This is a genomic window from Klebsiella pneumoniae subsp. pneumoniae HS11286 (genome assembly GCF_000240185.1).
GTDB classification, from domain to species: domain Bacteria; phylum Pseudomonadota; class Gammaproteobacteria; order Enterobacterales; family Enterobacteriaceae; genus Klebsiella; species Klebsiella pneumoniae.
In genome coordinates this window covers 1,511,850-1,534,229 of the sequence record NC_016845.1, presented here as the reverse complement: position 1 = coordinate 1,534,229, position 22,380 = coordinate 1,511,850, and the positions used below count along the sequence as shown (strand labels likewise).

Sequence of the window (22,380 nt, the reverse complement as noted above, 5' to 3'; positions counted from 1 at the left end):
CTTAACGCCACTGGTACAGCAGCGGCTCCCCGGCGACATAGCGCTGAAGATCGGCGGCAATCATCGCCGTGTGTTTGGCGATACTCTCCCGGGTGGCTCCGGCGATATGCGGCGTGATAATCACGTTATCGAACTCGATGACAAAAGGATGATCGCGCCACAGCGGTTCGCGGTGATAGACATCCAGCGCCGCGCCGCCCAGCGGGCCGTGGCGCAGGGCATCAATCAGCGCTGCCTCGTCGACCACCGCCGCGCGAGAGGTATTGATCAGCAGCGCGCCGGGCTTCATACTGTTTAACAGCGCGGCATTCACCAGCCCGTCGCTGTGCGGCCCGCTGCTCAGGTGCAGGCTGACGATATCCGCCTCGCGGAACAGCGCCTCCAGGGTCGTTTTCTGTAGCCCTGGCTCATTGATATCCTCTGCGGCGACGAACGGATCCACCACCAACACCGCCATGCCGAACGCCCGGGCGATACGCGCCACCCGGCGGCCAATGTTGCCATACCCCACCAGCCCCAGCGTTTTATTGCGCAGTTCACTGCCTTTAAACACTTCATAGGGGCTTTCCGGGCTCACGTCCCAGACCACATCCCGCCGCAGACCCTGCTGAGTGGCGGCGGCGGCATTGTCAGCCTGCGTGAATTCCCCCCGCTTCAGCGCCGCATGGGATTGCGGAATATGGCGCGCCAGGCTGAGCATCAGGCCAAGCGTCAGCTCCGCGGCGGCATCGGCATTGCGCCCCGGGGTGTAGAGCACCCGGATGCCGCGCGCCTGGGCGGCCTGGGTATCAATATTCACCGGATTCGCGCGGGTGCAGGCGATCACCTGCAGGCGCGGACAGGCGGCCATCACCGCGTCCGTCACCTCATCATAGCTGGTCACCAGCACCTCGGCGTCGTGGGCCAGCTCAATCAGCTGACCGGCGCTGAGTTTCGGTTTGCCCAGCGCCCACCCCTCCACCAGCAGCTCGCCCAGCTGGTGGAAGGCGCTAAGGTCGCCAGCATGCTCGGCGGTAAAAACGATTTTCATGGTTGTAGGTCCTGAGGAAGAGGTTGAAGGGCGGCCTGTCTGGCCTGCCATACCGGCAGCATCTGCTCGCGCAGCAGGCGGTAAACGGGATACAGCGCCGCGTAGCGGGCATGCGCTTGAGGGCGCGGCTGATAGCGGGTCTGCGCCAGCGGAGGCGTCTCGGCCAGCGCCGCGACGCTACGGGCCGCCAGGATCGCCGCGCCGCGCGCGCTCAGTTCGTTAAAGGCGCTGGAGACCACCGTGCGTCCGGTACAGTCGGCGATAATCTGCAGCCAGGTCGCCGAGGCTGCGCCGCCGCCCGTCAGATACAGCTCGCCGCCCTGCGGATAACCCTGCAGCGCATCGACAATGGCGAAGGCCAGGCCTTCAAACACCGCGCGCTGCAGTTCGGCGCGGGTGGTGTGCGGGCTAATGCCGAAAAAGCCGGCCCGCGCGTCCGGGCTGTAAAACGGCGCACGTTCGCCATTGAGGTACGGCTGCCAGAAGACGCCGCCGCTGCCTGGCTCCACCGCCGCGATCGCCTGCTCCAGGCGCCCCAGATCGGCGTCCAGCGAAATATGCTGCTGCAGCCAGTCAATGTTTGGCATACCGGCCTGCATCGGAAACAGGGAGATCACCTGTCCGGCTTCGGTATGGGTGACAAAGCGCGTCGCCTCGTTCACCGTCTGCGGGCCGCGGCAGACGATCCCGGTGCAGCAGGTGGTGCCGAGGATCGTGTAGATATCCCCTTCGTTGACCGCGCCGCAGCCCAGCGCGGCGCTACAGACATCCAGCGCCCCGGCGGCCACCGGCGTCGCGGCGGGCAGCCCGGTCAGCGCCGCCACCGCGTCGCTCAGCGTGCCGGCCGGGGCATCCGGGGCCAGCAGCGGGGGAAACAGCGGCAGCAGTTCGTTCAGCCCCATCTCGTTCATCACCACCGAGGACCAGCTGCCGGTCTGCTGATTGAGTAACGAGCTGCTGGCGTCCGTCAGCTCCAGCGCCGCCACGCCGGTCAGGCGAAAGCGGATCCAGTCCTTGGCGAAAAAAAGATAGCGCGCGGCCGCCAGCCGCGCCGGCTGATACTGTTTCAGCCAGTACAGCTGCAGGCTGGTATTGCAGGGCTGCAGGTGGGTGCCGGTATCGGCGAAATAGCGGCGGTCGAAGCCGGGTCGGCGCAGCAGGTCGCTCATCAGCTCGTGGCTGCGGGTATCGCTCCACAGGATCCCCGGGCCCACCGGTTCGCCCTGATCATCGCTGAGCCAGACCCCCTCCCCTTGCCCGGCGAGGCCGATAGCCCGCAGCCGCCCCGCCTGTAGCGCCGGATGGCGGGCAATCTGGCGCAGAATAGCCAGCACCGAATGCCACAGCTGGGTCATATCCTGTTCCGCGTAGCCATTGGCCGACAGGCGGGGTGAGGTATTTTCCGCGGCGCTGGCGCAGGCGGTGAAATGCTGATCAAACAGCACCGCTTTCACCCGCGAGGTGCCAATATCGATACCAAGATAAAAATCCATACCTGCTCCGGCTCAGGGCTCGTAGCGGCGGCGCATCAGCTCGCACTCGAACAGGAACTCCAGCCCCTCCAGTTGACGGCGGGCCTCCTGAATATCTTTCCCCCAGCAGGTCAGGCCGTGGCCGCGCAGCAGAAAGCCGTAGCGCAGCGGGCGCGTTTGCGCATAATCGGCAATCCGCGCCGCCAGGGCGTCAATATCCTGGTCATTATCGAAGATGGCGATCGGAACAGTATCGAGATGGCTATGCTGCCCGCTAAGGGTTTTCTGCATTTCATACCCCTGCAGCGCCAGCGTGTCGCTTTTTTCGATGCGCGACAGCACAGTGGCGTTGACGGTATGCACATGCAGCACCACGTTGGCTTCCGGGAACAGGCGATACACCAGGGTGTGCAGACCGGTCTCGGCCGACGGCTTCCGTCCGGAAGGCGCCTGGTTGGTGGCGATCTCAACCTGCAGAAAATCCTCGGTTGTCAGGCTGCCTTTGTCGCGGCCCGACTCGCTTAGCCAGCACCAGGTATCATCCTGACGCACCGACATATTGCCGCCGGTCGCCGGCGCCCAGCCTTTCGCGCCGATCCAATGACAGGTGGTGACCAGTTGCGCGAGTCTTTCTTGCCACATAGCAGTTCCTTAGGTTAGCGATGATTTATTTAGCCGTCTAAATGGCTATTTATCCGATACTAACACCGCTAACCGGAGGGGACAATATTTCAGGAAACACACACAAGACAAATGGTTATATCATAAAAGCATATTAAATAACCTTTATTCACAGTGATTTAACCAACCGTTTTCAGTACACCACTATTCTCCACTACTCTCTGGCCAAAAACAGGCGGATCGTCCTGGCTAAAATTCTCCTCCGGCGCCAGGGATGCGCTCACCGCCCTACTCTGCCCTGGACTGGTGCAAAACCTGGCAGGATGCACAGTAGAATGGCATTACCCCTCCTGGATCCTTCAATAACTGTGCATGTTGCACACCGCGCGCTATTCCCCGTGCCCGGTTTTCCTGGCACATCTCTTGCTACTTCCGGCTATCACCGCCCATCTACCAGCCAGAGGTTCCAGGATGTCAAACAGCAATGATTTTCCCCTCGTCGAAGCGCCCGCCGCCGGACGCAAAGGCGTATTTTCCATCGCCATGGTGTTGTTCAGCTTTACCTTTTTCACCGGCACGATGTTCGCCGGCGGTAAACTCGGCGTCTCCTTTTCCATCGTCAATCTGCTGTGGATAGCCGTCATCGGCAACGCCTTGCTGGCCCTCTATGCCGCGTCGCTGGGCTGGATCGCCGCGCGCAGCGGCCTGAATACGGTGCTGATGGGCCGCTTCTGCTTCGGGGAGATTGGCAGCAAGCTGGCCGATTTTATTCTTGGCTTTGCCGAGCTGGGCTGGTACGCCTGGGGCACCGCCACGGTCGCTATCTCGTTGGTGAAGATCCTCGCTCTGCCCGAGGCGCTAACCCAGCCGTTGATGGTGCTGTTTGGTATTCTGTTCTGCGTCACCGCGCTGGTGGGCTACAAGGGGCTGGACGCGCTGTCGCGCCTGTCGGTGCCATTGATGTTTGTGCTGCTGATGGTCTCCATGTATCTGGCGCTGCACCACGCCGGCGGCTGGCAGGCGATGACCCGTATTGCGCCGAGCGACACCATGACCTGGTCGGCGGCCATCACCATGGTCTTCGGCACTTTCGCCAGCGGCGCCACCCAGGCGACAAACTGGACCCGGCTGGCCAACTCCAGCCGGACCGCCATTCTCGCCAGCATGGGCAGCTTCCTCATCGGCAACGGGCTGATGATCGTCGCCGGCGCCTGGTGCGCTATCGTCTATCAACAGGCCGATATCGTTGAAGTGCTGATCCTGCAGGGGCTGTCGGTGGCCGCGGTGATCATGCTCTGTCTCAACCTGCTGACCATCCAGGGCCCCACCATCTATAACGTCTCCGCCGCCGCCTGCCATCTGCTGCGCAGCGAACGTCGCCGGACGCTGACCCTCGCCGCCGCCGGGGTGGGCATTGTGCTGGCCATTGGCGGGATGTACGAAATGCTGATCCCCTTCCTCGTGCTGCTGGGCAGTATTATTCCGCCCATCGGCGGGGTGATCCTCGCCGACTACTGGTTCGCCCGCGGCGGGCGCTATCCCCTGCTGCAGAACGCCCGCCTGCCGCGTTTTAACTGGCTGGGACTCGGCGCCTACGCCGCCGGCGCGGTGGTGGCCTATCTTTCGCCGTGGATCGCGCCGCTGGTGGGGATCTCCGTTTCCGCGCTGGTCTATATCGCCCTGACTCTGCTAAGCAAACGCCAGCCTGCCGCCGTCGCGGAGCAGGAGCCATGAGCCTGACGGTCAGCGAACTGCTGGCCCTTGAGGGACTCTCCGCCCTGCGTCTGCGGGCGGGAAAGCAAGGGCTGCAGCGGGCCGTACGCTGGTACTATGTGGCGGAAAATGAACATATCGCCGAGTGGATCATGGGCGGCGAGCTGGTGTTTATCACCGGCATCAACCATCCCCGGGATGAAGCCAACCTGATCCAGTTGCTGATGGAGGGCAAACAGCGCGGCATCGCCGGGATGGTGATCCTCACCGGCGAGGCCTATATCCACGCCATTCCCGCCACGCTGATCGCCCTTGCCGACGAGCTGGGCATGCCGCTGATCGAGCAGCCCTACCTGCTGAAGATGGTGATTGTCACCGAGCGCATCGGCACCGCGCTGGTCCGCAGCGAAAACGTCCTGCAGTCGCAGCGCGACATTCTGATGCAGCTGGTCACCGGCGACTATCCGGACCTGCAGATGCTCCATCAGCGCGCCCTGCACCAGCAGCTCGATTTTACCCGTCCGCTGCGGCTGGCGGCGCTGCGTCTGGAGGGGTTGTCCCGCCTGTTTCGCCAGTTCCCGCCCGAGCAGGCCGAAGCCTGGCTGCTGCAGGCCCACCGCAGCGTGCGTCAGCAGCTGCAGCAGCAGCTCAACCAGCAGGGCAATTCCTTTCCGCTGCTGGAGCGCAGCAACATGTTCCTTTTCCTGCTGCCGGATGAGGAGGGGGAAGGCTTTCAGCAGAAAAAATGGCTACAGCAGTGGCTGCAGGCGCTGGCGGACGGAGAGGAGAGTTTGTCGCTGCTCTGCGGCCTCTCCGCGCCGGTCAGGCAGCTGCAGGGTTACCCGCGGGCGCTGTCGCAGGCGCGCCAGGCGCTGGATCTGTGCGATACCCTGCGGCCAACCCAGCGCATCAGCGACTATCAGCAGCTGGGGTTTATCAAACTGCTGTCCGCGGTCAGCGACCCGGCGCTGCTCAACGATTTTATGCACGACACCCTCGGCTGCCTGATCGAGCCGGGCCGTAAAGCGCCGTGGCTGCTGCTGGAGACCCTCGAGACGCTGCTGCAGGAGAACGGCAACGTGGTGCGGGCCGCCGACCGGCTGGGTCTCCATCGCAACACGTTGCATCAGCGCATCCAGCGCATTGAAAAACTGACCGGCTACCCGGTCAGCCACCCTCAGTTTCATCTCAACGCCTCGGTCGCGCTGGTGATCTGGCGTTTATCGCAAAACCATTTACAGGACCCACCATGAAAATTATTAACGCTCGCCTGCGCCGCCAGGAGGCGCTGTTTACCCTTGACCTGCAGGACGGGATAATTCACCGCATCACCGCCCAGGCCGCGATGCAGACTGCCGACGCCGGGGCTATCGACGCCCAGGGCCGGCTGGCGATCCCGCCCTTCGTCGAGCCGCATATCCATCTTGACGCCACCCTCACCGCGGGTGAGCCGGAGTGGAACCGCAGCGGCACCCTGTTTGAAGGCATCACCCGCTGGAGCCAGCGCAAAGCGAGTATTACCCCGGAGGACACCCGCCAGCGGGCGCTGAAAACCATCGGCATGCTGCGCGATTTCGGGGTCCAGCACGTCCGCACCCATGTGGATGTCACCGACCCGTCGCTGGCGGCCCTGCAGGCGCTGCTGGCGGTGAAACAAGAGGCCGCCGATCTCATCGATCTGCAGATTGTCGCCTTTCCGCAGGAGGGAATCGAATCGTATCCCAACGGCCGGGAGCTGATGACGCGCGCCATCGAGATGGGCGCCGACGTGGTGGGCGGCATTCCGCACTATGAGAACACCCGCGACAAAGGGGTCAGCTCGGTGATGTTTTTGATGGACCTCGCCCAGCGCTACGGCCGCCTGGTGGATGTCCACTGCGATGAAATCGACGATCCGCAGTCGCGTTTCCTCGAAGTGCTGGCGGAGGAGGCGCGGGTGCGCGGCATGGGGGCCCAGGTCACCGCCAGCCACACCTGCGCGATGGGCTCTTATGATAACGCCTACTGCTCAAAGCTGTTTCGCCTGCTGAAAGCCTCGGGCATCAACTTCATCTCCTGCCCGACCGAAAGCATTCATCTGCAGGGCCGGTTTGACAGCTGGCCGAAACGGCGCGGCGTCACCCGGGTGGCGGAGCTGGATCGCGCCGGCATCAACGTCTGCTTTGCCCAGGACTCGATTCAGGATCCGTGGTACCCGCTGGGGAACGGCAATATCCTGCGCATTCTGGATGCCGGGCTGCACATCTGCCATATGCTCGGCTATGACGATCTGCAGCGCTGTCTCGACTTCGTCACCGACAACAGCGCCCGGGCGCTGTGTCTGGGCGATAACTACGGCCTCGCCGAAGGCCGCCCGGCGAACCTGCTGATCCTCGATGCGGAAAACGACTACGAGGCCGTCCGCCGTCAGGCACGGGTGCTGACCTCCATTCGCCACGGCAAGGTGATTTTGCAGCGTGAGGTGGAGCACATCCGCTACCCGGCATAGGGCGCAAGGCGCTGCGCGACGACGCCTTTCTGTGATACCTTTTCAGGCAGTGTGCGTGACCGACGCCCGCCCGGGCGTCGGCATCCTGGAAAACAGACGGCGCGAAACGACGATGAGCGATAAAAAAATGGATTAAGGCCGAGGACGTGGCCAGACTGGCCGGCGTCTCGCGCTCGGCGGTCTCCCGCACCTTCACCCCCGGCGCCTCGGTGTCGGAGAAGACCCGGCAGAAGGTGCTGAGCGCCGCGGAAGCCCTGGGCTATCAGGTGAATATCATCGCCCGGACGATGATCACCGGCAGCAGTAATTTTATCGGCATCGTCACCGCCGGTTTCGACAACCCGTTTCGCAGCAAACTACTGGCGCCGCTGGTCCATCAGCTGGCGCTCAATGGCTTTATGCCGCTGCTGATGAACGCTGACGATCCGCAGCAGCTCGCCCCCTCGCTTAAACAACTGCTGAGCTATCACGTCGCCGGGGTGATCATCACCTCCGGCGCGCCGCCGCTGTCGCTGGCGGAAGAGTATCTGGCGCGCAAGATCCCCGTCACCCTGATCAACCGCCATGCGGACCTCGCCGGCTGCGACCGGGTGTGCAGCGATAACGCCCAGGGAGCGAAGCTGGTGGCGGATCTGTTCAGCCGCCGAGGCTGGCGGCAGGTTGGCTTTATTGGCGAAAATCGCGAGAACTTCAGCACCCGCCAGCGCTATGAGGCTTTTATCGCCCGGACGTCGGATATGGCGGTGAGCAGCCGCTTCTGCGACAGCGGCGGCTATCAAGCCGGCTACCAGGCTGCCAGAGAATTGGTTGCTGAAAACCCCGGGATGCAGGCGCTGTTTTGCGCCACCGATATGCTGGCGCTGGGCGCCCAGGACGGCCTGCGGGACGCCGCCGCCCCGCTGCCGGCCATCGTCGGCTTTGACGATATCCCGCAGGCGGACTGGCAGCCCTATCAGCTCACCACCGTTCAGCAGAATACCGCCCTGCTGGCCCACCACGCGGTGGATTTGTTAATGACGCGGATCGCCCGCTTCAGCCTGCCCTCGCGCCATCGCGAAGTGCCGGTGAAACTAATTGTTCGTCATAGTGCGAAATGAAAAAATCATTTTATGCTGGAGCGATCACAGAATCTTCTGCGAAACCCGGCCACACTCATTCGGCCCTTCGGGGCTGTTTTTTTCACGCAAAATGCACACGTGTGCAAAATAGGGAGTCACTATGCAATCTCAGGAATCAGAAGCGCTACAGGCCCGCTACCGTCTGGCCTGCGAGCTGGCGAAAGCGGGGGCTGAGCTGGCGTTTGAATACTATCAACAGCGCGAGGCGTTGACTGTCGACCATAAGGGCGACGACCTGCAGGATGTGGTCAGCGTGGCCGATAAGCGGGTGGAGGCCTTTGTCAAACAGCGCATTCAGAGCGCGTTTCCGGAGGATGGTTTTCTCGGCGAAGAGAGCGGCGCTCGCCTGCCCGACGCGCGAGTGCTGTGGGTGGTCGACCCCATCGATGGCACCAGCTGTTTCCTCAACGGCCTGCACACCTGGTGCCTGTCGCTGGCGATCGTCGCCGACGGCGAACCGGTCATCGGCGTGGTCTACGACCCCAACCATCGGGAGCTGTTTCACGCCCTGCGGGGCCATGGCGCCTGGCTCAACGACGCTCCGATCCGTCCGCACCCGGCGACGACGGTCAAAGAGGGCGTGATGGGCGTCGGCACCTCGCATCGCGTCACCCCGGCGGACTTTCTGCCGTTTCTGCAGGCGCTGCTCAGCGACGGCGGCATGTTTATCCGCAACGGCTCCGGGGCGTTGATGAGCGCCTGGGCGGCGGCGGGCCGGTTGATTGGCTACTACGAGCCGCACATGAACCCGTGGGACGCCCTGCCGGGGCTGGTGCTGATGCGCGAAGCGGGCGGCGCCAGCAACGATTTTCTGGCGCAGGAGGGGATCCAGCGCGGCAATCCGCTGCTGCTGGCCAGCCCAACGCTCTACCCGCAGCTGAAAAAGATGATCCCACAACCATTACATTAACCCTTACGGGTCAGGCTATTTCTGATTATGTACTCTACACAGTAACGATAACTTCATTCACGGACGAACCACATCAATCAGTCAGGCCTCCGACCTGCGGAGAACCACCTATGTCTGGAATTATCGCTTTTTTCCGGGCGTCGCCGCCGAAAGCGGGCGCCGCGTTTGATGAACACCGTTTTCGCCGGGTGCGCTGGCAAACCTTTATCGCCATGACCCTGGCCTACGTCACCTTTTACGTCTGCCGGTTATCCTTCACCGTCGCCAAAAGCGCGCTGGTGGAGCTGGGGATCACCCCGACGGAGCTCGGCATGATCGGCTCTACCCTGTTCTTCAGCTACGCCATCGGCAAACTGGTCAATGGTTTTATCGCCGATCACGCCAACGTGGTGCGCTATATGAGCCTCGGTTTATTGCTCAGCGCCGGGATGAACCTGATGATGGGGATGACCACCAACGCCCTGCTGCTGGCCATCTTCTGGGGGATCAACGGCTGGGCGCAGTCGATGGGCGTCGGCCCCTGCGCGGTCTCGCTGGCGCGCTGGTACGGCGTTAAGGAGCGCGGCACCTTCTATGGCATCTGGTCGACGGCGCATAATATCGGCGAGGCGGTGACCTATATGGTGATCGCCGCGGTGATCGCCGGGTTTGGCTGGCAGATGGGCTACCTGTCCACCGCCGCGCTCGGCGCCGCCGGCGTGGTGCTGCTGGTGCTGTTCATGCACGATTCGCCGCAGAGCAGCGGCTTCCCGTCCATCAACGTCATCCGCGATGAACCGCAGGAAGAGGTCGAAGCCCGCGGCTCGGTGTTTAAAAACCAGCTGCTGGCGCTGCGTAACCCGGCGCTGTGGACCCTCGCCCTCGCCTCCGCCTTTATGTACATCGACCGCTACGCCGTCAACTCCTGGGGGATCTTCTTTCTGGAGCAGGATAAAGCTTATTCCACCCTGGAGGCGTCCGGGATTATCGGCGTCAACGCTATCGCCGGCATCGCCGGGACCATCATCGCCGGCATGCTCTCCGACCGCTTTTTCCCGCGCAACCGCAGCGTGATGGCCGGATTCATCAGCCTGCTGAACACCGCCGGCTTCGCCCTGATGCTCTGGTCGCCGCACAATTACTACACTGATATTCTGGCGATGATTATCTTCGGGGCCACCATTGGCGCTCTGACCTGCTTCCTTGGCGGGCTGATCGCCGTCGATATCTCTTCGCGCAAGGCCGCCGGGGCCGCGCTCGGCACCATCGGCATCGCCAGCTACGCCGGCGCCGGCCTGGGCGAGTTTCTCACCGGGATCATTATTGATAAAACGGCTATCCTTGAAAACGGCAAAACGCTGTATGATTTCAGCACGTTGGCGCTGTTCTGGGTGGGTACCGGTCTGGGTTCCGCGCTACTCTGTTTTACCACTGCCGCCATCGTCGCCCGGCGCCATGCCGTCGAACGGCAGACCTCGTTCTCCTCATAACCGATTAACGAATAAGGAAGAAGATATGATGCCTGCAAGACATCAGGGGCTGTTACGCCTGTTTATCGCCTGCGCGCTGCCGCTGCTGGCGCTGCAATCTGCCGCCGCCGCGGACTGGCAGCTGGAGAAAGTGGTCGAGCTCAGCCGCCACGGTATTCGTCCGCCGACGGCCGGCAACCGGGAAGCCATCGAGGCCGCCACCGGCCGACCGTGGACCGAGTGGACCACCCATGACGGGGAGCTCACCGGCCATGGCTATGCCGCCGTGGTCAACAAAGGGCGTGCGGAAGGCCAGCATTACCGCCAGCTCGGCCTGCTGCAGGCCGGATGCCCGACGGCGGAGTCGATATACGTGCGCGCCAGCCCGCTGCAGCGTACGCGAGCGACCGCCCAGGCGCTGGTGGATGGCGCCTTCCCCGGCTGCGGCGTCGCTATCCATTATGTCAGCGGGGATGCCGATCCCCTGTTTCAGACCGACAAGTTCGCCGCCACGCAAACCGACCCCGCCCGCCAGCTGGCGGCGGTGAAAGAGAAGGCCGGGGATCTGGCGCAGCGTCGGCAGGCGCTGGCGCCGACCATCCAGCTATTGAAACAGGCGGTTTGTCAGGCCGATAAGCCCTGCCCGATCTTCGATACCCCGTGGCAGGTCGAGCAGAGCAAAAGTGGGAAGACCACCATTAGCGGACTGAGCGTGATGGCCAATATGGTGGAGACGCTGCGTCTCGGCTGGAGTGAAAACCTGCCTCTCAGCCAGCTGGCGTGGGGCAAGATCACCCAGGCCAGGCAGATCACCGCCCTGCTGCCGCTGTTAACGGAAAACTACGATCTGAGTAACGATGTGTTGTATACCGCGCAAAAACGCGGGTCGGTGCTGCTCAACGCTATGCTCGATGGCGTCAAACCGGAGGCGGATCCGAACGTACGCTGGCTGCTGCTGGTGGCCCATGACACCAATATCGCCATGGTGCGCACGCTGATGAACTTTAGCTGGCAGCTGCCGGGCTACAGCCGGGGAAATATCCCGCCGGGCAGTAGCCTGGTGCTGGAGCGCTGGCGCAACGCGAAGAGCGGAGAACGCTATCTGCGGGTCTATTTCCAGGCCCAGGGCCTCGACGACCTGCGTCGTCTGCAGACGCCGGACGCGCAGCACCCGATGCTGCGTCAGGAGTGGCATCAGCCGGGCTGCCGTCAGACCGACGTCGGTACGCTGTGTCCCTTCCAGGCGGCCATCACCGCGCTGGGTCAGCGTATCGACCGGTCATCCGCCCCGGCGGTAGCCATGGTCCTGCCGTAGCGGCGCGGTGTTTGTCCGGGCCCGGGAAAACCTTTTTTTCCAGGCCCGGCACGACGTCCGTTATCCGTTGTCCGGCGCAAACGCCCCGGCGGCGACCTGCGCCGGGGTGACCACCCCGCTGTCCAGCACCCAGCCGCTTATCAGCCCAGCAGGCGTGACGTCGAACGCCGGATTGTAAACGGCGGCCCCCGTCGGCGCCCACTGTACCGCGCCGAAGCTGCCCGCCACTCCGGTCACTTCCGCCGCCGCGCGCTGCTCAATGGGGATCGCCGCCCCGTTCGGGCAATGGCGGTCGAGGGTGGTCTGCGGGGCAGCGACGTAAAACGGGATCTGGTGATAATGGGCCAAAACCGCCAGAGAATAGGTGCCGATTTTATTCGCCACGTCGCCGTTGGCGGCGATACGGTCGGCGCCGACCCACACCGCATCCACCTGCCCCTGCGCCATCAGGCTGGCGGCCATTGAATCGGCGATCAGCTGATAGGGCACGCCCAGCTCGCCCAGCTCCCAGGCGGTTAAACGACCGCCCTGCAGCAGCGGCCGGGTTTCATCAACCCATACGTTGGTCACTTTTCCCTGCCGGTGCGCCAGCGCGATAACGCCCAGGGCGGTCCCTACCCCGGCGGTCGCCAGGCCACCGGTGTTGCAGTGGGTCAGCAGTCGACTGCCGGGCTTCACCAGCGCACTGCCCGCCTCAGCGATGCGGTCGCACAACTGTTTATCTTCTTCGACCAGACGCAAGGCTTCCGCTTCCAGCGCCTGCGGGTAATCCTCCAGGGCCAGCGCCTGCTTCATGCGATCCAGATTATTCATCAGGTTGACCGCCGTCGGCCGCGCCGCGCGCAGCGTCTCCAGCGCCTGCTGGAGTGCATCCCGGTTCAGGCCGCGCTGGGCCAGCAGAGCCAGCAGCAGGCTGGCGGACAGGCCAATCAGCGGCGCGCCGCGCACCCGCAGGGTATGAATATGGTCCACCAGCAGCGCAACGTTATCCGCCGCCAGCCAGCGTTTTTCCTGCGGCAAGGCCTGCTGGTCGAGAATAAAAAGCTGATTTTCACTCACCCGCAGGCTGGTGGTCTGTAATGTCTGCATGTCGTTAAATCCCTGTTGCGTTGTTGTATCACATTGTGTCAGGATGGAATCCAGAAGTATAGACGTCTGAACGGCTTAATCAGAATTCGAGGATCGAGGCAATGTCGCAATACCATACCTTCACCGCCCACGATGCCGTGGCTTACGCGCAACAGTTCGCCGGCATCGACAACCCATCTGAGCTGGTCAGCGCGCAGGAAGTGGGCGATGGCAACCTCAATCTGGTGTTTAAAGTGTTCGATCGTCAGGGCGTCAGCCGGGCGATCGTCAAACAGGCCCTGCCCTACGTGCGCTGCGTCGGCGAATCCTGGCCGCTGACCCTCGACCGCGCCCGTCTCGAAGCGCAGACCCTGGTCGCCCACTATCAGCACAGCCCGCAGCACACGGTAAAAATCCATCACTTTGATCCCGAGCTGGCGGTGATGGTGATGGAAGATCTTTCCGACCACCGCATCTGGCGCGGAGAGCTTATCGCTAACGTCTACTATCCCCAGGCGGCCCGCCAGCTTGGCGACTATCTGGCGCAGGTGTTGTTCCACACCAGCGATTTCTACCTCCATCCCCACGAGAAAAAGGCGCAGGTGGCGCAGTTTATTAACCCGGCGATGTGCGAGATCACCGAGGATCTGTTCTTTAACGACCCGTATCAGATCCACGAGCGCAATAACTACCCGGCGGAGCTGGAGGCCGATGTCGCCGCCCTGCGCGACGACGCCCAGCTTAAGCTGGCGGTGGCGGCGCTGAAGCACCGTTTCTTTGCCCATGCGGAAGCGCTGCTGCACGGCGATATCCACAGCGGGTCGATCTTCGTTGCCGAAGGTAGCCTGAAGGCCATCGACGCCGAGTTCGGCTACTTCGGCCCCATCGGCTTCGATATCGGCACCGCCATCGGCAACCTGCTGCTGAACTACTGCGGCCTGCCGGGCCAGCTCGGCATTCGCGATGCCGCCGCCGCGCGCGAGCAGCGGCTGAACGACATCCACCAGCTGTGGACCACCTTCGCCGAGCGCTTCCAGGCGCTGGCGGCGGAGAAAACCCGCGACGCGGCGCTGGCTTACCCCGGCTACGCCTCCGCCTTTCTGAAGAAAGTCTGGGCGGACGCGGTCGGCTTCTGCGGCAGCGAACTGATCCGCCGCAGCGTCGGACTGTCGCACGTCGCGGATATCGACACTATCCAGGACGACGCCATGCGTCATGAGTGCCTGCGCCACGCCATTACCCTGGGCAGAGCGCTGATCGTGCTGGCCGAGCGTATCGACAGCGTCGACGAGCTGCTGGCGCGGGTACGCCAGTACAGCTGAATGCGCCTGTTTCCCTCACCCCAACCCTCTCCCACAGGGAGAGGGAGCCCCCCCTAAAAAAGTGCTATTTTCGGGGATTGCCCGGCGGCGCTGCTGGACTGACCCCATAAAGTTGGATGGTTCATATTAAGCGGCTCTCAGAGCCTGGGTTCGGTACTCTACCGGACTCAGGCCTTTTAATTTCAGGCTTATCCGCTCGTTGTTGTAGTAATGGATATAGTCCTCTACGGCTTTTCTTAGCGCACTGACACTCCTGAACTCCCTCAGATAAAAACACTCCGATTTCAGGGTCCCGAAGAAGTTTTCCATCACTGCATTATCCAGGCAGTTTCCTTTACGCGACATACTCTGCGTCATCCCATGCGCCTTTAAACGTTCCTGATAGCTCCTCATCCTGTAATGCCAGCCCTGATCCGAGTGCAGCAGCGGAGCATCTCCCGGTCTGAGCTTCGGGAACGCACCGTCCAGCATCGTATTCACCATCTCCATCACCGGCCTTTCCGACAGGCTGTAGGCGATAACCTCCCGGTTAAACAGATCGAGAACTGACGACAGGTAAAGCTTTTTTCCCTGTACCGGGAACTCTGTCACATCTGTTACCCATTTTTCGTTGGCTTTTGACGCACCGAAGTTCCGGCTCAGGATATTGGGCGCGGCCTCGCCCGTTCTCCCTTTCCAGGCACGATATTTTTTCGCCCTTATCACAGACCGGAGTGACAGTTCTGCCATCAGCCGCTGCACTGTTTTATGGTTTATCCGCAGCCCCTGTTTTCTCAGTGCGAGCGTGATCCTGCGGTAGCCATAACGACCTTTGTGATAGTGGTATATCTTCCTGATGTTCTCTTTAAGACCCGCATACCTGTCCCCTTGCTTCAGTGCATTCATATTGTAATACCACGTGCTACGGGACATACCGGCCGCCCGCAGAAGGTCCCGCAGAGCGTGTTCATGCCTTAGTTCACTGATTATCAGGGCTTTTTGCCATTTTTTTCGCTCTGAACCAAGGCTTTCAACTTTTTTAGATAGGCATTCTCTGCCCGCAGATAACGCAGTTCGGCCCTGAGTTCTTCGGGGGAGAGTTTTTCCAGCTCTTTATCTGTTAGTGGTGGGATATTTTTTGGCTTTGTCATTTTTCCGGGCCGTCCGCATTGTATGTTTAAAAGACCTTCCGCTCCGGCATCGTTGTACACGTCGAGCCAGCGCCGGACAAGTATTTCTGCGGAGAGATTAAACCGGGCAGCCGCTTCACGCATCGTCAGGCGGTCACTGATAACCGCCCGGACGACCACGAGTTTAAATTCATCGGAATAATGATTATTTTTTGCAGTCAGGCCTTCTGCACCGTGGAACTGCCATGCCCTGACCCAGCGACGGACAGATGTTCTTTCAATACCAAAAAGGTCGGCTGTACTCTGTTCTCCGTCTTTACCGGACAAATAATGATTAACCACAGCCAGTTTTGTTTCAGGGGAATACTTTGGTTTAGCCATAAAATTGCACCTTACTCAGTTGGGTGTCCAACTTTTGGGGTGCAGTCCACTGCGCTTGCCGGGCCTACAAATAGCCGCATAACGGTTTGATCTTGCACTCTTTCGTAGGCCGGGTAAGGCGAAAGCCGCCACCCGGCAGACATGCGAGTACAATTTTGCGTTTACCTTACCCTCACCCCAGATACTCAATCACCGACAGCCCGCCGTTGTAATCGGTGCTGTAGATAATGCCTTGCGCATCGACAAACACGTCACAGGACTGGATCACCCGCGGGCGGCCGGGACGGATATCCATCATTCTCTCAGGCGCAGCCGGCACCAGCGCCCCGGTCTCCAGCGGACGATACGGGTTGGAAATGTCGTAAGCCCGCACGCCGGCATTCTGATACGTGGCAAAAATCAGCGTTGAGCTGACAAAGCTGCCGGGACGATTCTCATGCAGGTTGTGCGGACCGAAATGCGCCCCTTTCGCCACATAATCCGCTTCATCCGGCGGCGGGAAGGTGGCGATGCTCACCGGGTTGGTTGGCTCGCGGATATCAAACAGCCAGATCAGCTTCTCGCCGTCCTCCTGGTTGTCGAGCACCGCTTCATCCAGCACCACCAGCAGGTCACGATCCGGCAGCGGCAGCGCGGTATGCGTTCCGCCGCCGAACGGCGGGCTCCAGTTGCGATGACTAATCAGCCTCGGCTGGGTACGGTCTTTGACATCCAGCAGCGTCAGGCCGCCGTCGCGCCAGCTGCCGTAGGCGGTATCCCCGGCAATAATGGCGTGATGCAGCGCATAGCGTTTGCCCTGCGGCCAGTCCGGTGTTTCACCGCCCGCCTGGTGCATCCCCGGCAGCCACCAGCGCCCGGCCACTTTGGGCTTACGCGGATCGGCCAGATCGATGGTCAGGAAGATGTAGTCGGTAAAACCGTCGATCAGCGCAGACACATACGCCCAGCGCCCGCCGACGTACCAGATGCGGTGAATACCGATGCCGTTAAGCGACAGGAAACTGATTTCCCGCGGCTGCGCGGGAGTGGAAATATCAAAGATGCGCAGCCCGGCGCTCCATCCCTTGTCCTGCACATCGCTGACCGTGTCACCCACCGAGCGGGTGTAGTACACCTTCTCATCAGCAAAACGGGCGTCAGCAAACAGATCCCGGGCGTTGATCACCAGCAGCAGATCGTCATGCGCCTGGAGATGCACGTTCCAGGTGCCCGGCGGCGCGGCAATATAGTTGACGGTGGTGGGCCGGGTCGGATCGCGAACATCGACCACGGAAAAACCCTGCGACACCATATGGCCGATATAGGCGAATCCGCGGTGCACCATCAGCTGCACGCCGTCCGGACGACCGCCCTGATCGCTATGGCCAATCAGCCGCATATTGCGGCTGTATTCGGGGGAAGGTAATGCTGACATAGGGGATCCCTCTCGCCCGGTGGCATGGTTTTCCCCCTCCTCCCGTACGGAGGACGGGCCGGGGCGAGGGCACCAGGCCGCCGCCCACCGCCACCCGGCTTGATTTTATTTGTTCTTCGCTTCCAGCGTCGCGAACCACGGCGCGATAAAGTCTTCGGTCTGGCCCCAGCCAGGGATAATTTTCCCCAGCGACGCCACGTTTACCGCTCCCGGCTGGGCCGCCAGCAGCGCCTGGGGAATCGCTGCCGCCTTGAAGTCGTAGGTGGCTGGCGTCGGCTCGCCGGCGATCTTATTGGCGATCAGCCGCACGTTGGTCGCGCCGATAAGCTTCGGATCCACCGCCACGCTCACCTTCCACGGGCTGCCGGCCTCGCGCATCAGCTGCAAATCCTGGTTGGAAATATCAATGCTGTAGAGTTTGATCTCGGTGCGGCCGTTCTCTTTCAGCGCTTTATAGGCTCCCTGGCTAAAGGCATCCCAGGTGCCCCAGATCGCGTCAATTTTCCCTTTCGGATACTTGGCGAGGATCGCCCCCACCTTGTTGGCAGTGTCGCCCTGCACATCGGATGACACGGCGCCGATCGACTCCAGCTCTTTAATCCCCGGGTTTTGCTTCAGCAGCGTCTGGTAAGCCGCCTGACGGCGCTCCATCGGCGGGAAGCCCGCCACCCACAGCTTGACGATATTGGCCTTACCGTTGAAGTCTTTCACCAGCTGGCCAAAGGAGAGCTCGGTCAGTGAGGCGTCATCCTGCTGGCTGACCGTCACCCCGGGGATCTCACCGCTTACCGCGGTATCGAACACCGCCACTTTGATCCCGGCGTCCACCGCCTTCTTCACCAGGGCGGTGGAATACGGGTCACGCCCCTGGGAGAGAATAATGCCATCGTATTTCTGGCTGATGGCCTGGTTGACGAAGTCCTGGAATTTGGCGTCATCGCCGTTGCTCAGGAAGGTGCTGATTTTGAAACCGAGCTTTTTGCCTTCCTGCAGCGCCCCGGCGACAAACTGGGTGGTGTTATCGTCAGACCCGAGGTTGCGGATCACGGCAATGCGGATCGGGCCGTTGTGTTCGGCAATCGCCGCCGGCACCGGCGTCGGGGCGGTGGCCAGCGCCGCCGTCGACTGCAGCAGACCCAGCGTCATCAGAGAGAGTGCGATCTTTTTCATGCGGTTTACCCTGTAAAATGTTAAGTACGGCGCTGAAAATAGGTCAGTGCCAGCGCGCCAGCCAGCACCAACCCTTTAATAATGTCCATCGCGTAATACGGCACCGAGAGCATCACCAGCCCGTTGGAGAGCACGCCGAGGATCACCGCCCCCACCAGCGTTCCCAGGGCGTTTGGTTTGCCGGAGCCCGCCAGCGAAAAGCCGATCCAGGCCGCGGCCACCGCGTCCATCAGATAGCCGCCGCCGGCGTTGACCTGCGAAGAGCCGATGCGCGAGGCCAGCAGAATGCCGCCGAGCCCGGCCAGCAGCGAGGCAATCACGTATGCTGCGACTTTGTAACGCGTGATCCGCAGGCCGGAGAGCCGCGCCGCCTCCGGGTTGCCGCCGATGGCGTACATCCGCCGTCCGTGGGTGGTGAACGACAGCGCGAGCTGGGCGACCAGCGTCACCACCAGCATGATAATGACGATGGTCGGCACCTGCCCCAGCGCGCCAAAGGCCGCCGGGATAGTACCCTCCGCCATCTCGCCGCTCGGCAGCACCATGTTTTCGGTAATCGACCCACCGTAGCTGTATGTCATTGCCACGCCCTGAATCACAAACAGGCTGGCCAGGGTGGCGAGCATGTCAGGAATGCGCAGAACCACGATCAGAAAGGCGTTAAACAGCCCCACCAGGGTGCAGAGCGCGAGGGTTATCAGAATCGCTTCGGTGGTCCCCAGGCCATGCCAGACAAACAGGGAAATCACCAGCGCGTTAGCCAGCGATGCCGTCGATCCGACGGACAGATCGAAGCCGCCGATGGTGAGGGAAATCGACACCCCAATGGCAATCACCGTCACGATGGCGATCGAGCGCAGAATGTTGATGATGTTGAACGGGTCAAGGAAGTTGTCCGAGGCGAGGCCAAAGACCGCCACCAGCAGCACCACGGTCAGCAACATGCCCCACTTATAGAGAAAATCAAAAAATCGCTGACGGCCCGATACCGTCGCGTTCACTGCCAGGGCCTTGCTCACGCTGCCGCTCCTCCGGTTGAATAATAAAGCAGTGTCTCTTCCCGGGCTTCCGCGCCGGGGATCTCCGCTACGATCCGTCCGTCCCACAGTACGCAGATGCGGTCGCATAAACCGACCAGCTCGGCGAATTCACCCGAGGCATAAATCACCCCTTTGCCTTCCCGCGCCAGACCATCGATCAGCATGAACAGATCGGTTTTCGCTTTCACATCGACCCCTTTGGTCGGTTCGTCAAAAATCAAAACGTTGGCATCACCGCGCAGCCATTTGCCAATGGCCACCTTCTGCTGGTTGCCGCCAGAAAGACGGCGCAGCGTCTGACCGGGACCGGTAGCGCGCACGCCGAGGCGGGCAATCACCTCCTCCGCCCAGCGCCAGGCCTGCCGATGGCCGAACAGGCTCCAGCGCGAAAAGCTGTTATCGGCGCTGACCGCCAGGTTCATCGCGATCGGCTCTTCAATGAAAATGCCCTCTTTGCGTCGCTCCTCCGGGACCAGCGCCAGGCCGCGCCCCACCGAGTCGGCCGGATCGCGCGGTCGCCACGGCTGGCCGTTCAGCTCGCCACGCTGCACCCGGCTTTTGCTGGCGCCGAACAGCGCTTTGCACAGCTCGGTTTTGCCCGCGCCGGCCAGCCCGGCGATACCCAGAATTTCCCCCTTCCGCAGGCGCAGCGAAATATCCTGCAGCAACGCCTCATCATGCAGACCGTCAACCTGCAACAGCACCTCTTCGCCGTGCGGCGGGCGCGGCGGCGGGAAGATATCGCTCAGCTCGTGGCCCAGCATCTTTTCGACGATCTGTTCGCCGCTCAGCGGCCCCATCGGGCCGCTCTCAATCAGCCGCCCGTCGCGCAGCACCGTCAGGGTGTCGCAGATCGCCTTCAGCTCATGGATACGATGCGAAATAAACACCACCCCGATCCCCTGATGCTGCAGACGGCGTACTACCGCAAACAGACGCTCACTTTCATGCTGATCCAACGGCGCAGTGGGTTCATCGAGGATCAAAAAGCGGCAATGGTGCGACAGGGCGCGGGCCAGCAGGATTTGCTGTTTTTCGGCGAGCGTGCAGCTGTCAATGGAGCGCCGGACGTCCAGCGCCACGTCCAGCTGCGCCAGCGCCTCGCGCGCCAGCTGCCGAACCCGCGACCAGCGGAAGGTCATGCCCGGCTCCGCCAGCCTGTCCAGCATAATGTTTTCCGCAATGCTCAGGCCCGGCACCAGCGCCACGTCCACCTCCTGCTGCACCAGGTGGATCCCCAGCTGTTTAGCATCCCGCGGCGAACGAATGGTGACCGGCAGGTTGTTGATCGTCACTTCGCCCTCATAGTGGGCGTGGGTGCCGCACAGCACGGCCATCAGCGTCGACTTACCCGCGCCGTTGGCCCCGGTCAGGGCATGCACCGACCCGCCATGGAGGGTAAAGTCCACCTTGTTCAGCGCCTGAAAGCCGGAGAAGGCCAGGCTAATGTTATGCATCTCAAGGCGATTCGTGCTCATCACTGCTCCCGTGCGGCAATTAATCTTCTGATTTAACGAATTTTTCATAGCCGCCGCTGGCTGACAACTGCGTAAAAAGCATAAGATACAACGAAATAATATTAGCCATCTGGATGTCCAGACATAACATCAGGTTAGCCCAACACCTATAAGGACAGCTTCCATGAGCAACAGCGATATCCGCGTCGTGCCCGGCCCGGCCAACTATTTCTCCCACCCCGGCAGCCTTGAGCGACTGAGCGACTTTTTCAGTGCCGACCAGCTCTCGCGAGCGGTGTGGGTCTATGGCGAGCGCGCCCTGGCCGGCGCCGAACCTTTTCTGCCGGCGGCCTTCCACCTGCCGGAGGCGAAAAAGATCCTCTTTACCGGCCACTGCAGCGAACGCGACGTGGCGGGGCTGGTGCAGGCCTCCGGTGACGATCGGGCGGTAGTGATTGGCGTCGGCGGCGGCGCGCTGCTCGACAGCGCGAAAGTGCTGGCCCGCCGCCTGGGGGTACCGCTGGTGGCCATCCCGACTATCGCCGCCACCTGCGCGGCGTGGACGCCGCTGTCGGTGTGGTATAGCGACGCCGGACAGGCCCTGAATTTTGAGATCTTCGATGACGCCAACTTCCTGGTGCTGGTCGAACCGCGCATCATTCTCAACGCCCCGGCGGAGTACCTGCTGGCAGGCATTGGCGACACCTTAGCCAAATGGTATGAGGCCGTGGTGCTGGCGCCGCAGCCGACGGCGCTGCCGCTCACCGTGCGGCTGGGGATTAACGGCGCGCTGGCGATCCGCGATGTGCTGCTGGCCAGCAGCGAAACGGCGCTGGCGGACCAGCGCCGCGGCGATCTGACCCAGGCGTTTCGCGATGTGGTGGAGGCGATTATCGCCGGTGGCGGGATGGTTGGCGGGCTGGGGGAACGTTACACCCGGGTCGCCGCCGCCCATGCGGTGCACAACGGACTGACGGTGCTGCCGCAGACGGATAAATTTCTCCACGGTACCAAAGTGGCCTACGGCATTCTGGTACAGAGCGCCCTGCTTGGTCAGGACGATGTGCTGGCGCAGTTAGTGCAGGCGTATCAGCGCTTTAACCTGCCGACCACCCTGGCGGCGCTGGAAGTCGATATCAATAACCGCGCAGAGCTGGACCGGGTCATTGCCCATACCCTGCGCCCGGGCGAGTCGATTCACTATTTACCGGTGACGTTAACCCCTGAGGTTCTGCGCGCGGCGTTTGAGAAGGTGGAATACTTCAGCCGTTAATCACCCCGACCGTCTATACCTAATGATGATG

General features: G+C 62.0%; 19 protein-coding genes. 9 read left to right on the top strand and 10 right to left on the bottom strand.

What is annotated here, in order from left to right; translation table 11 throughout:
* Position 1: 1 nt before the first annotated feature.
* From KPHS_14740 to KPHS_14720, 3 genes are read right to left on the bottom strand one after another with little or no spacing between them, the layout of a single operon-like run.
* On the bottom strand, positions 2 to 1,030 hold the full coding sequence (locus tag KPHS_14740) for a D-isomer specific 2-hydroxyacid dehydrogenase NAD-binding protein (RefSeq protein YP_005225774.1): 1,029 nt from the start codon (positions 1,028 to 1,030) through the stop codon (positions 2 to 4).
* Entirely contained in the window at positions 1,027 to 2,523 is a 1,497-nt protein-coding gene (locus KPHS_14730; protein YP_005225773.1) for a putative carbohydrate kinase, read from the bottom strand. Before KPHS_14730 ends, KPHS_14740 begins: the two co-directional genes overlap by 4 nt.
* 12 nt (positions 2,524 to 2,535) lie before the next feature.
* Complete coding sequence (locus tag KPHS_14720; protein ID YP_005225772.1) at positions 2,536 to 3,144, bottom strand: methylthioribulose 1-phosphate dehydratase; 609 nt, start codon at positions 3,142 to 3,144, stop codon at positions 2,536 to 2,538.
* Between the two features lie 450 nt (positions 3,145 to 3,594).
* Between KPHS_14720 and KPHS_14710 the strand changes: the two genes are divergently transcribed.
* From KPHS_14710 to KPHS_14650, 7 genes are all read left to right on the top strand, one after another.
* A complete protein-coding gene (locus tag KPHS_14710) occupies positions 3,595 to 4,857 on the top strand; it encodes a cytosine permease (protein ID YP_005225771.1) in 1,263 nt (420 codons plus the stop codon).
* Positions 4,854 to 6,089, top strand: a complete 1,236-nt coding sequence (locus tag KPHS_14700) for a DNA-binding protein (protein YP_005225770.1) — start codon at positions 4,854 to 4,856, stop codon at positions 6,087 to 6,089. Before KPHS_14710 ends, KPHS_14700 begins: the two co-directional genes overlap by 4 nt.
* Entirely contained in the window at positions 6,086 to 7,324 is a 1,239-nt protein-coding gene (locus KPHS_14690; RefSeq protein YP_005225769.1) for a putative cytosine deaminase-related metal-dependent hydrolase, read from the top strand. The genes KPHS_14700 and KPHS_14690 overlap by 4 nt, the downstream gene beginning before the upstream one ends.
* Before the next feature lie 146 nt (positions 7,325 to 7,470).
* Positions 7,471 to 8,421: a putative periplasmic binding protein/LacI transcriptional regulator gene (locus tag KPHS_14680; protein ID YP_005225768.1), complete on the top strand. Its 951-nt coding sequence runs from the start codon at positions 7,471 to 7,473 to the stop codon at positions 8,419 to 8,421.
* Between the two features lie 121 nt (positions 8,422 to 8,542).
* Positions 8,543 to 9,352: a putative inositol monophosphatase gene (locus KPHS_14670; protein ID YP_005225767.1), complete on the top strand. Its 810-nt coding sequence runs from the start codon at positions 8,543 to 8,545 to the stop codon at positions 9,350 to 9,352.
* Positions 9,353 to 9,462: 110 nt separating this feature from the next.
* Positions 9,463 to 10,821: an MFS transporter gene (locus KPHS_14660; RefSeq protein ID YP_005225766.1), complete on the top strand. Its 1,359-nt coding sequence runs from the start codon at positions 9,463 to 9,465 to the stop codon at positions 10,819 to 10,821.
* Positions 10,822 to 10,846: 25 nt separating this feature from the next.
* Positions 10,847 to 12,115, top strand: a complete 1,269-nt coding sequence (locus tag KPHS_14650; protein YP_005225765.1) for a putative 3-phytase — start codon at positions 10,847 to 10,849, stop codon at positions 12,113 to 12,115.
* Between the two features lie 60 nt (positions 12,116 to 12,175).
* On the opposite strand, the gene KPHS_14640 is transcribed toward KPHS_14650, so the two are convergent.
* On the bottom strand, positions 12,176 to 13,204 hold the full coding sequence (locus KPHS_14640; RefSeq protein ID YP_005225764.1) for an S-methyl-5-thioribose-1-phosphate isomerase: 1,029 nt from the start codon (positions 13,202 to 13,204) through the stop codon (positions 12,176 to 12,178).
* 101 nt (positions 13,205 to 13,305) lie between these two features.
* On the opposite strand from KPHS_14640, the gene KPHS_14630 reads away from it, so the two are divergent.
* Positions 13,306 to 14,505 carry a methylthioribose kinase gene (locus tag KPHS_14630; protein ID YP_005225763.1) on the top strand — a complete coding sequence of 400 codons (1,200 nt, stop codon included), beginning with the start codon at positions 13,306 to 13,308 and terminating at the stop codon, positions 14,503 to 14,505.
* Positions 14,506 to 14,631: 126 nt separating this feature from the next.
* Here KPHS_14630 and KPHS_14620 read toward each other — a convergent pair whose 3' ends face one another.
* The 6 genes from KPHS_14620 to KPHS_14570 form a co-directional block, all read right to left on the bottom strand.
* Complete coding sequence (locus KPHS_14620; RefSeq protein ID YP_005225762.1) at positions 14,632 to 15,417, bottom strand: IS3 family transposase; 786 nt, start codon at positions 15,415 to 15,417, stop codon at positions 14,632 to 14,634.
* A gap of 56 nt (positions 15,418 to 15,473) precedes the next feature.
* A complete protein-coding gene (locus KPHS_14610; RefSeq protein ID YP_005225761.1) occupies positions 15,474 to 15,995 on the bottom strand; it encodes an IS3 family transposase in 522 nt (173 codons plus the stop codon).
* A gap of 172 nt (positions 15,996 to 16,167) precedes the next feature.
* Positions 16,168 to 17,409, bottom strand: coding sequence for a hypothetical protein (locus tag KPHS_14600; protein ID YP_005225760.1), 1,242 nt, complete (start codon positions 17,407 to 17,409; stop codon positions 16,168 to 16,170).
* A 105-nt stretch (positions 17,410 to 17,514) separates the two neighbouring features.
* The gene (locus KPHS_14590) at positions 17,515 to 18,579 is read right to left on the bottom strand and encodes a putative periplasmic binding protein/LacI transcriptional regulator (RefSeq protein YP_005225759.1); all 1,065 of its coding nucleotides are present in this window, start codon (positions 18,577 to 18,579) and stop codon (positions 17,515 to 17,517) included.
* A gap of 20 nt (positions 18,580 to 18,599) precedes the next feature.
* Positions 18,600 to 19,598, bottom strand: coding sequence for an inner-membrane translocator (locus KPHS_14580; protein ID YP_005225758.1), 999 nt, complete (start codon positions 19,596 to 19,598; stop codon positions 18,600 to 18,602).
* A complete protein-coding gene (locus KPHS_14570; RefSeq protein ID YP_005225757.1) occupies positions 19,595 to 21,097 on the bottom strand; it encodes a putative ABC transport system ATPase component in 1,503 nt (500 codons plus the stop codon). The genes KPHS_14580 and KPHS_14570 overlap by 4 nt, the downstream gene beginning before the upstream one ends.
* Positions 21,098 to 21,260: 163 nt before the next feature.
* Here KPHS_14570 and KPHS_14560 point away from each other — a divergent pair, with 163 nt between their 5' ends.
* A complete protein-coding gene (locus tag KPHS_14560; protein ID YP_005225756.1) occupies positions 21,261 to 22,349 on the top strand; it encodes a putative alcohol dehydrogenase in 1,089 nt (362 codons plus the stop codon).
* Positions 22,350 to 22,380 lie beyond the last annotated feature (31 nt).

Excerpts from the sequence above, each read along its gene's own strand:
- KPHS_14570 (YP_005225757.1), bottom strand. The coding sequence starts at position 21,097 with ATGAGCACGAATCGCCTTGAGATGCATAACATTAGCCTGGCCTTCTCC.
- KPHS_14650 (YP_005225765.1), top strand. The coding sequence starts at position 10,847 with ATGATGCCTGCAAGACATCAGGGGCTGTTACGCCTGTTTATCGCCTGC.
- KPHS_14560 (YP_005225756.1), top strand. The coding sequence starts at position 21,261 with ATGAGCAACAGCGATATCCGCGTCGTGCCCGGCCCGGCCAACTATTTC.
- KPHS_14640 (YP_005225764.1), bottom strand. The coding sequence starts at position 13,204 with ATGCAGACATTACAGACCACCAGCCTGCGGGTGAGTGAAAATCAGCTT.
- KPHS_14590 (YP_005225759.1), bottom strand. The coding sequence starts at position 18,579 with ATGAAAAAGATCGCACTCTCTCTGATGACGCTGGGTCTGCTGCAGTCG.
- KPHS_14740 (YP_005225774.1), bottom strand. The coding sequence starts at position 1,030 with ATGAAAATCGTTTTTACCGCCGAGCATGCTGGCGACCTTAGCGCCTTC.
- KPHS_14710 (YP_005225771.1), top strand. The coding sequence starts at position 3,595 with ATGTCAAACAGCAATGATTTTCCCCTCGTCGAAGCGCCCGCCGCCGGA.
- KPHS_14720 (YP_005225772.1), bottom strand. The coding sequence starts at position 3,144 with ATGTGGCAAGAAAGACTCGCGCAACTGGTCACCACCTGTCATTGGATC.
- KPHS_14660 (YP_005225766.1), top strand. The coding sequence starts at position 9,463 with ATGTCTGGAATTATCGCTTTTTTCCGGGCGTCGCCGCCGAAAGCGGGC.
- KPHS_14700 (YP_005225770.1), top strand. The coding sequence starts at position 4,854 with ATGAGCCTGACGGTCAGCGAACTGCTGGCCCTTGAGGGACTCTCCGCC.
- KPHS_14600 (YP_005225760.1), bottom strand. The coding sequence starts at position 17,409 with ATGTCAGCATTACCTTCCCCCGAATACAGCCGCAATATGCGGCTGATT.
- KPHS_14670 (YP_005225767.1), top strand. The coding sequence starts at position 8,543 with ATGCAATCTCAGGAATCAGAAGCGCTACAGGCCCGCTACCGTCTGGCC.
- KPHS_14620 (YP_005225762.1), bottom strand. The coding sequence starts at position 15,417 with ATGTCCCGTAGCACGTGGTATTACAATATGAATGCACTGAAGCAAGGG.
- KPHS_14610 (YP_005225761.1), bottom strand. The coding sequence starts at position 15,995 with ATGGCTAAACCAAAGTATTCCCCTGAAACAAAACTGGCTGTGGTTAAT.
- KPHS_14630 (YP_005225763.1), top strand. The coding sequence starts at position 13,306 with ATGTCGCAATACCATACCTTCACCGCCCACGATGCCGTGGCTTACGCG.
- KPHS_14690 (YP_005225769.1), top strand. The coding sequence starts at position 6,086 with ATGAAAATTATTAACGCTCGCCTGCGCCGCCAGGAGGCGCTGTTTACC.
- KPHS_14730 (YP_005225773.1), bottom strand. The coding sequence starts at position 2,523 with ATGGATTTTTATCTTGGTATCGATATTGGCACCTCGCGGGTGAAAGCG.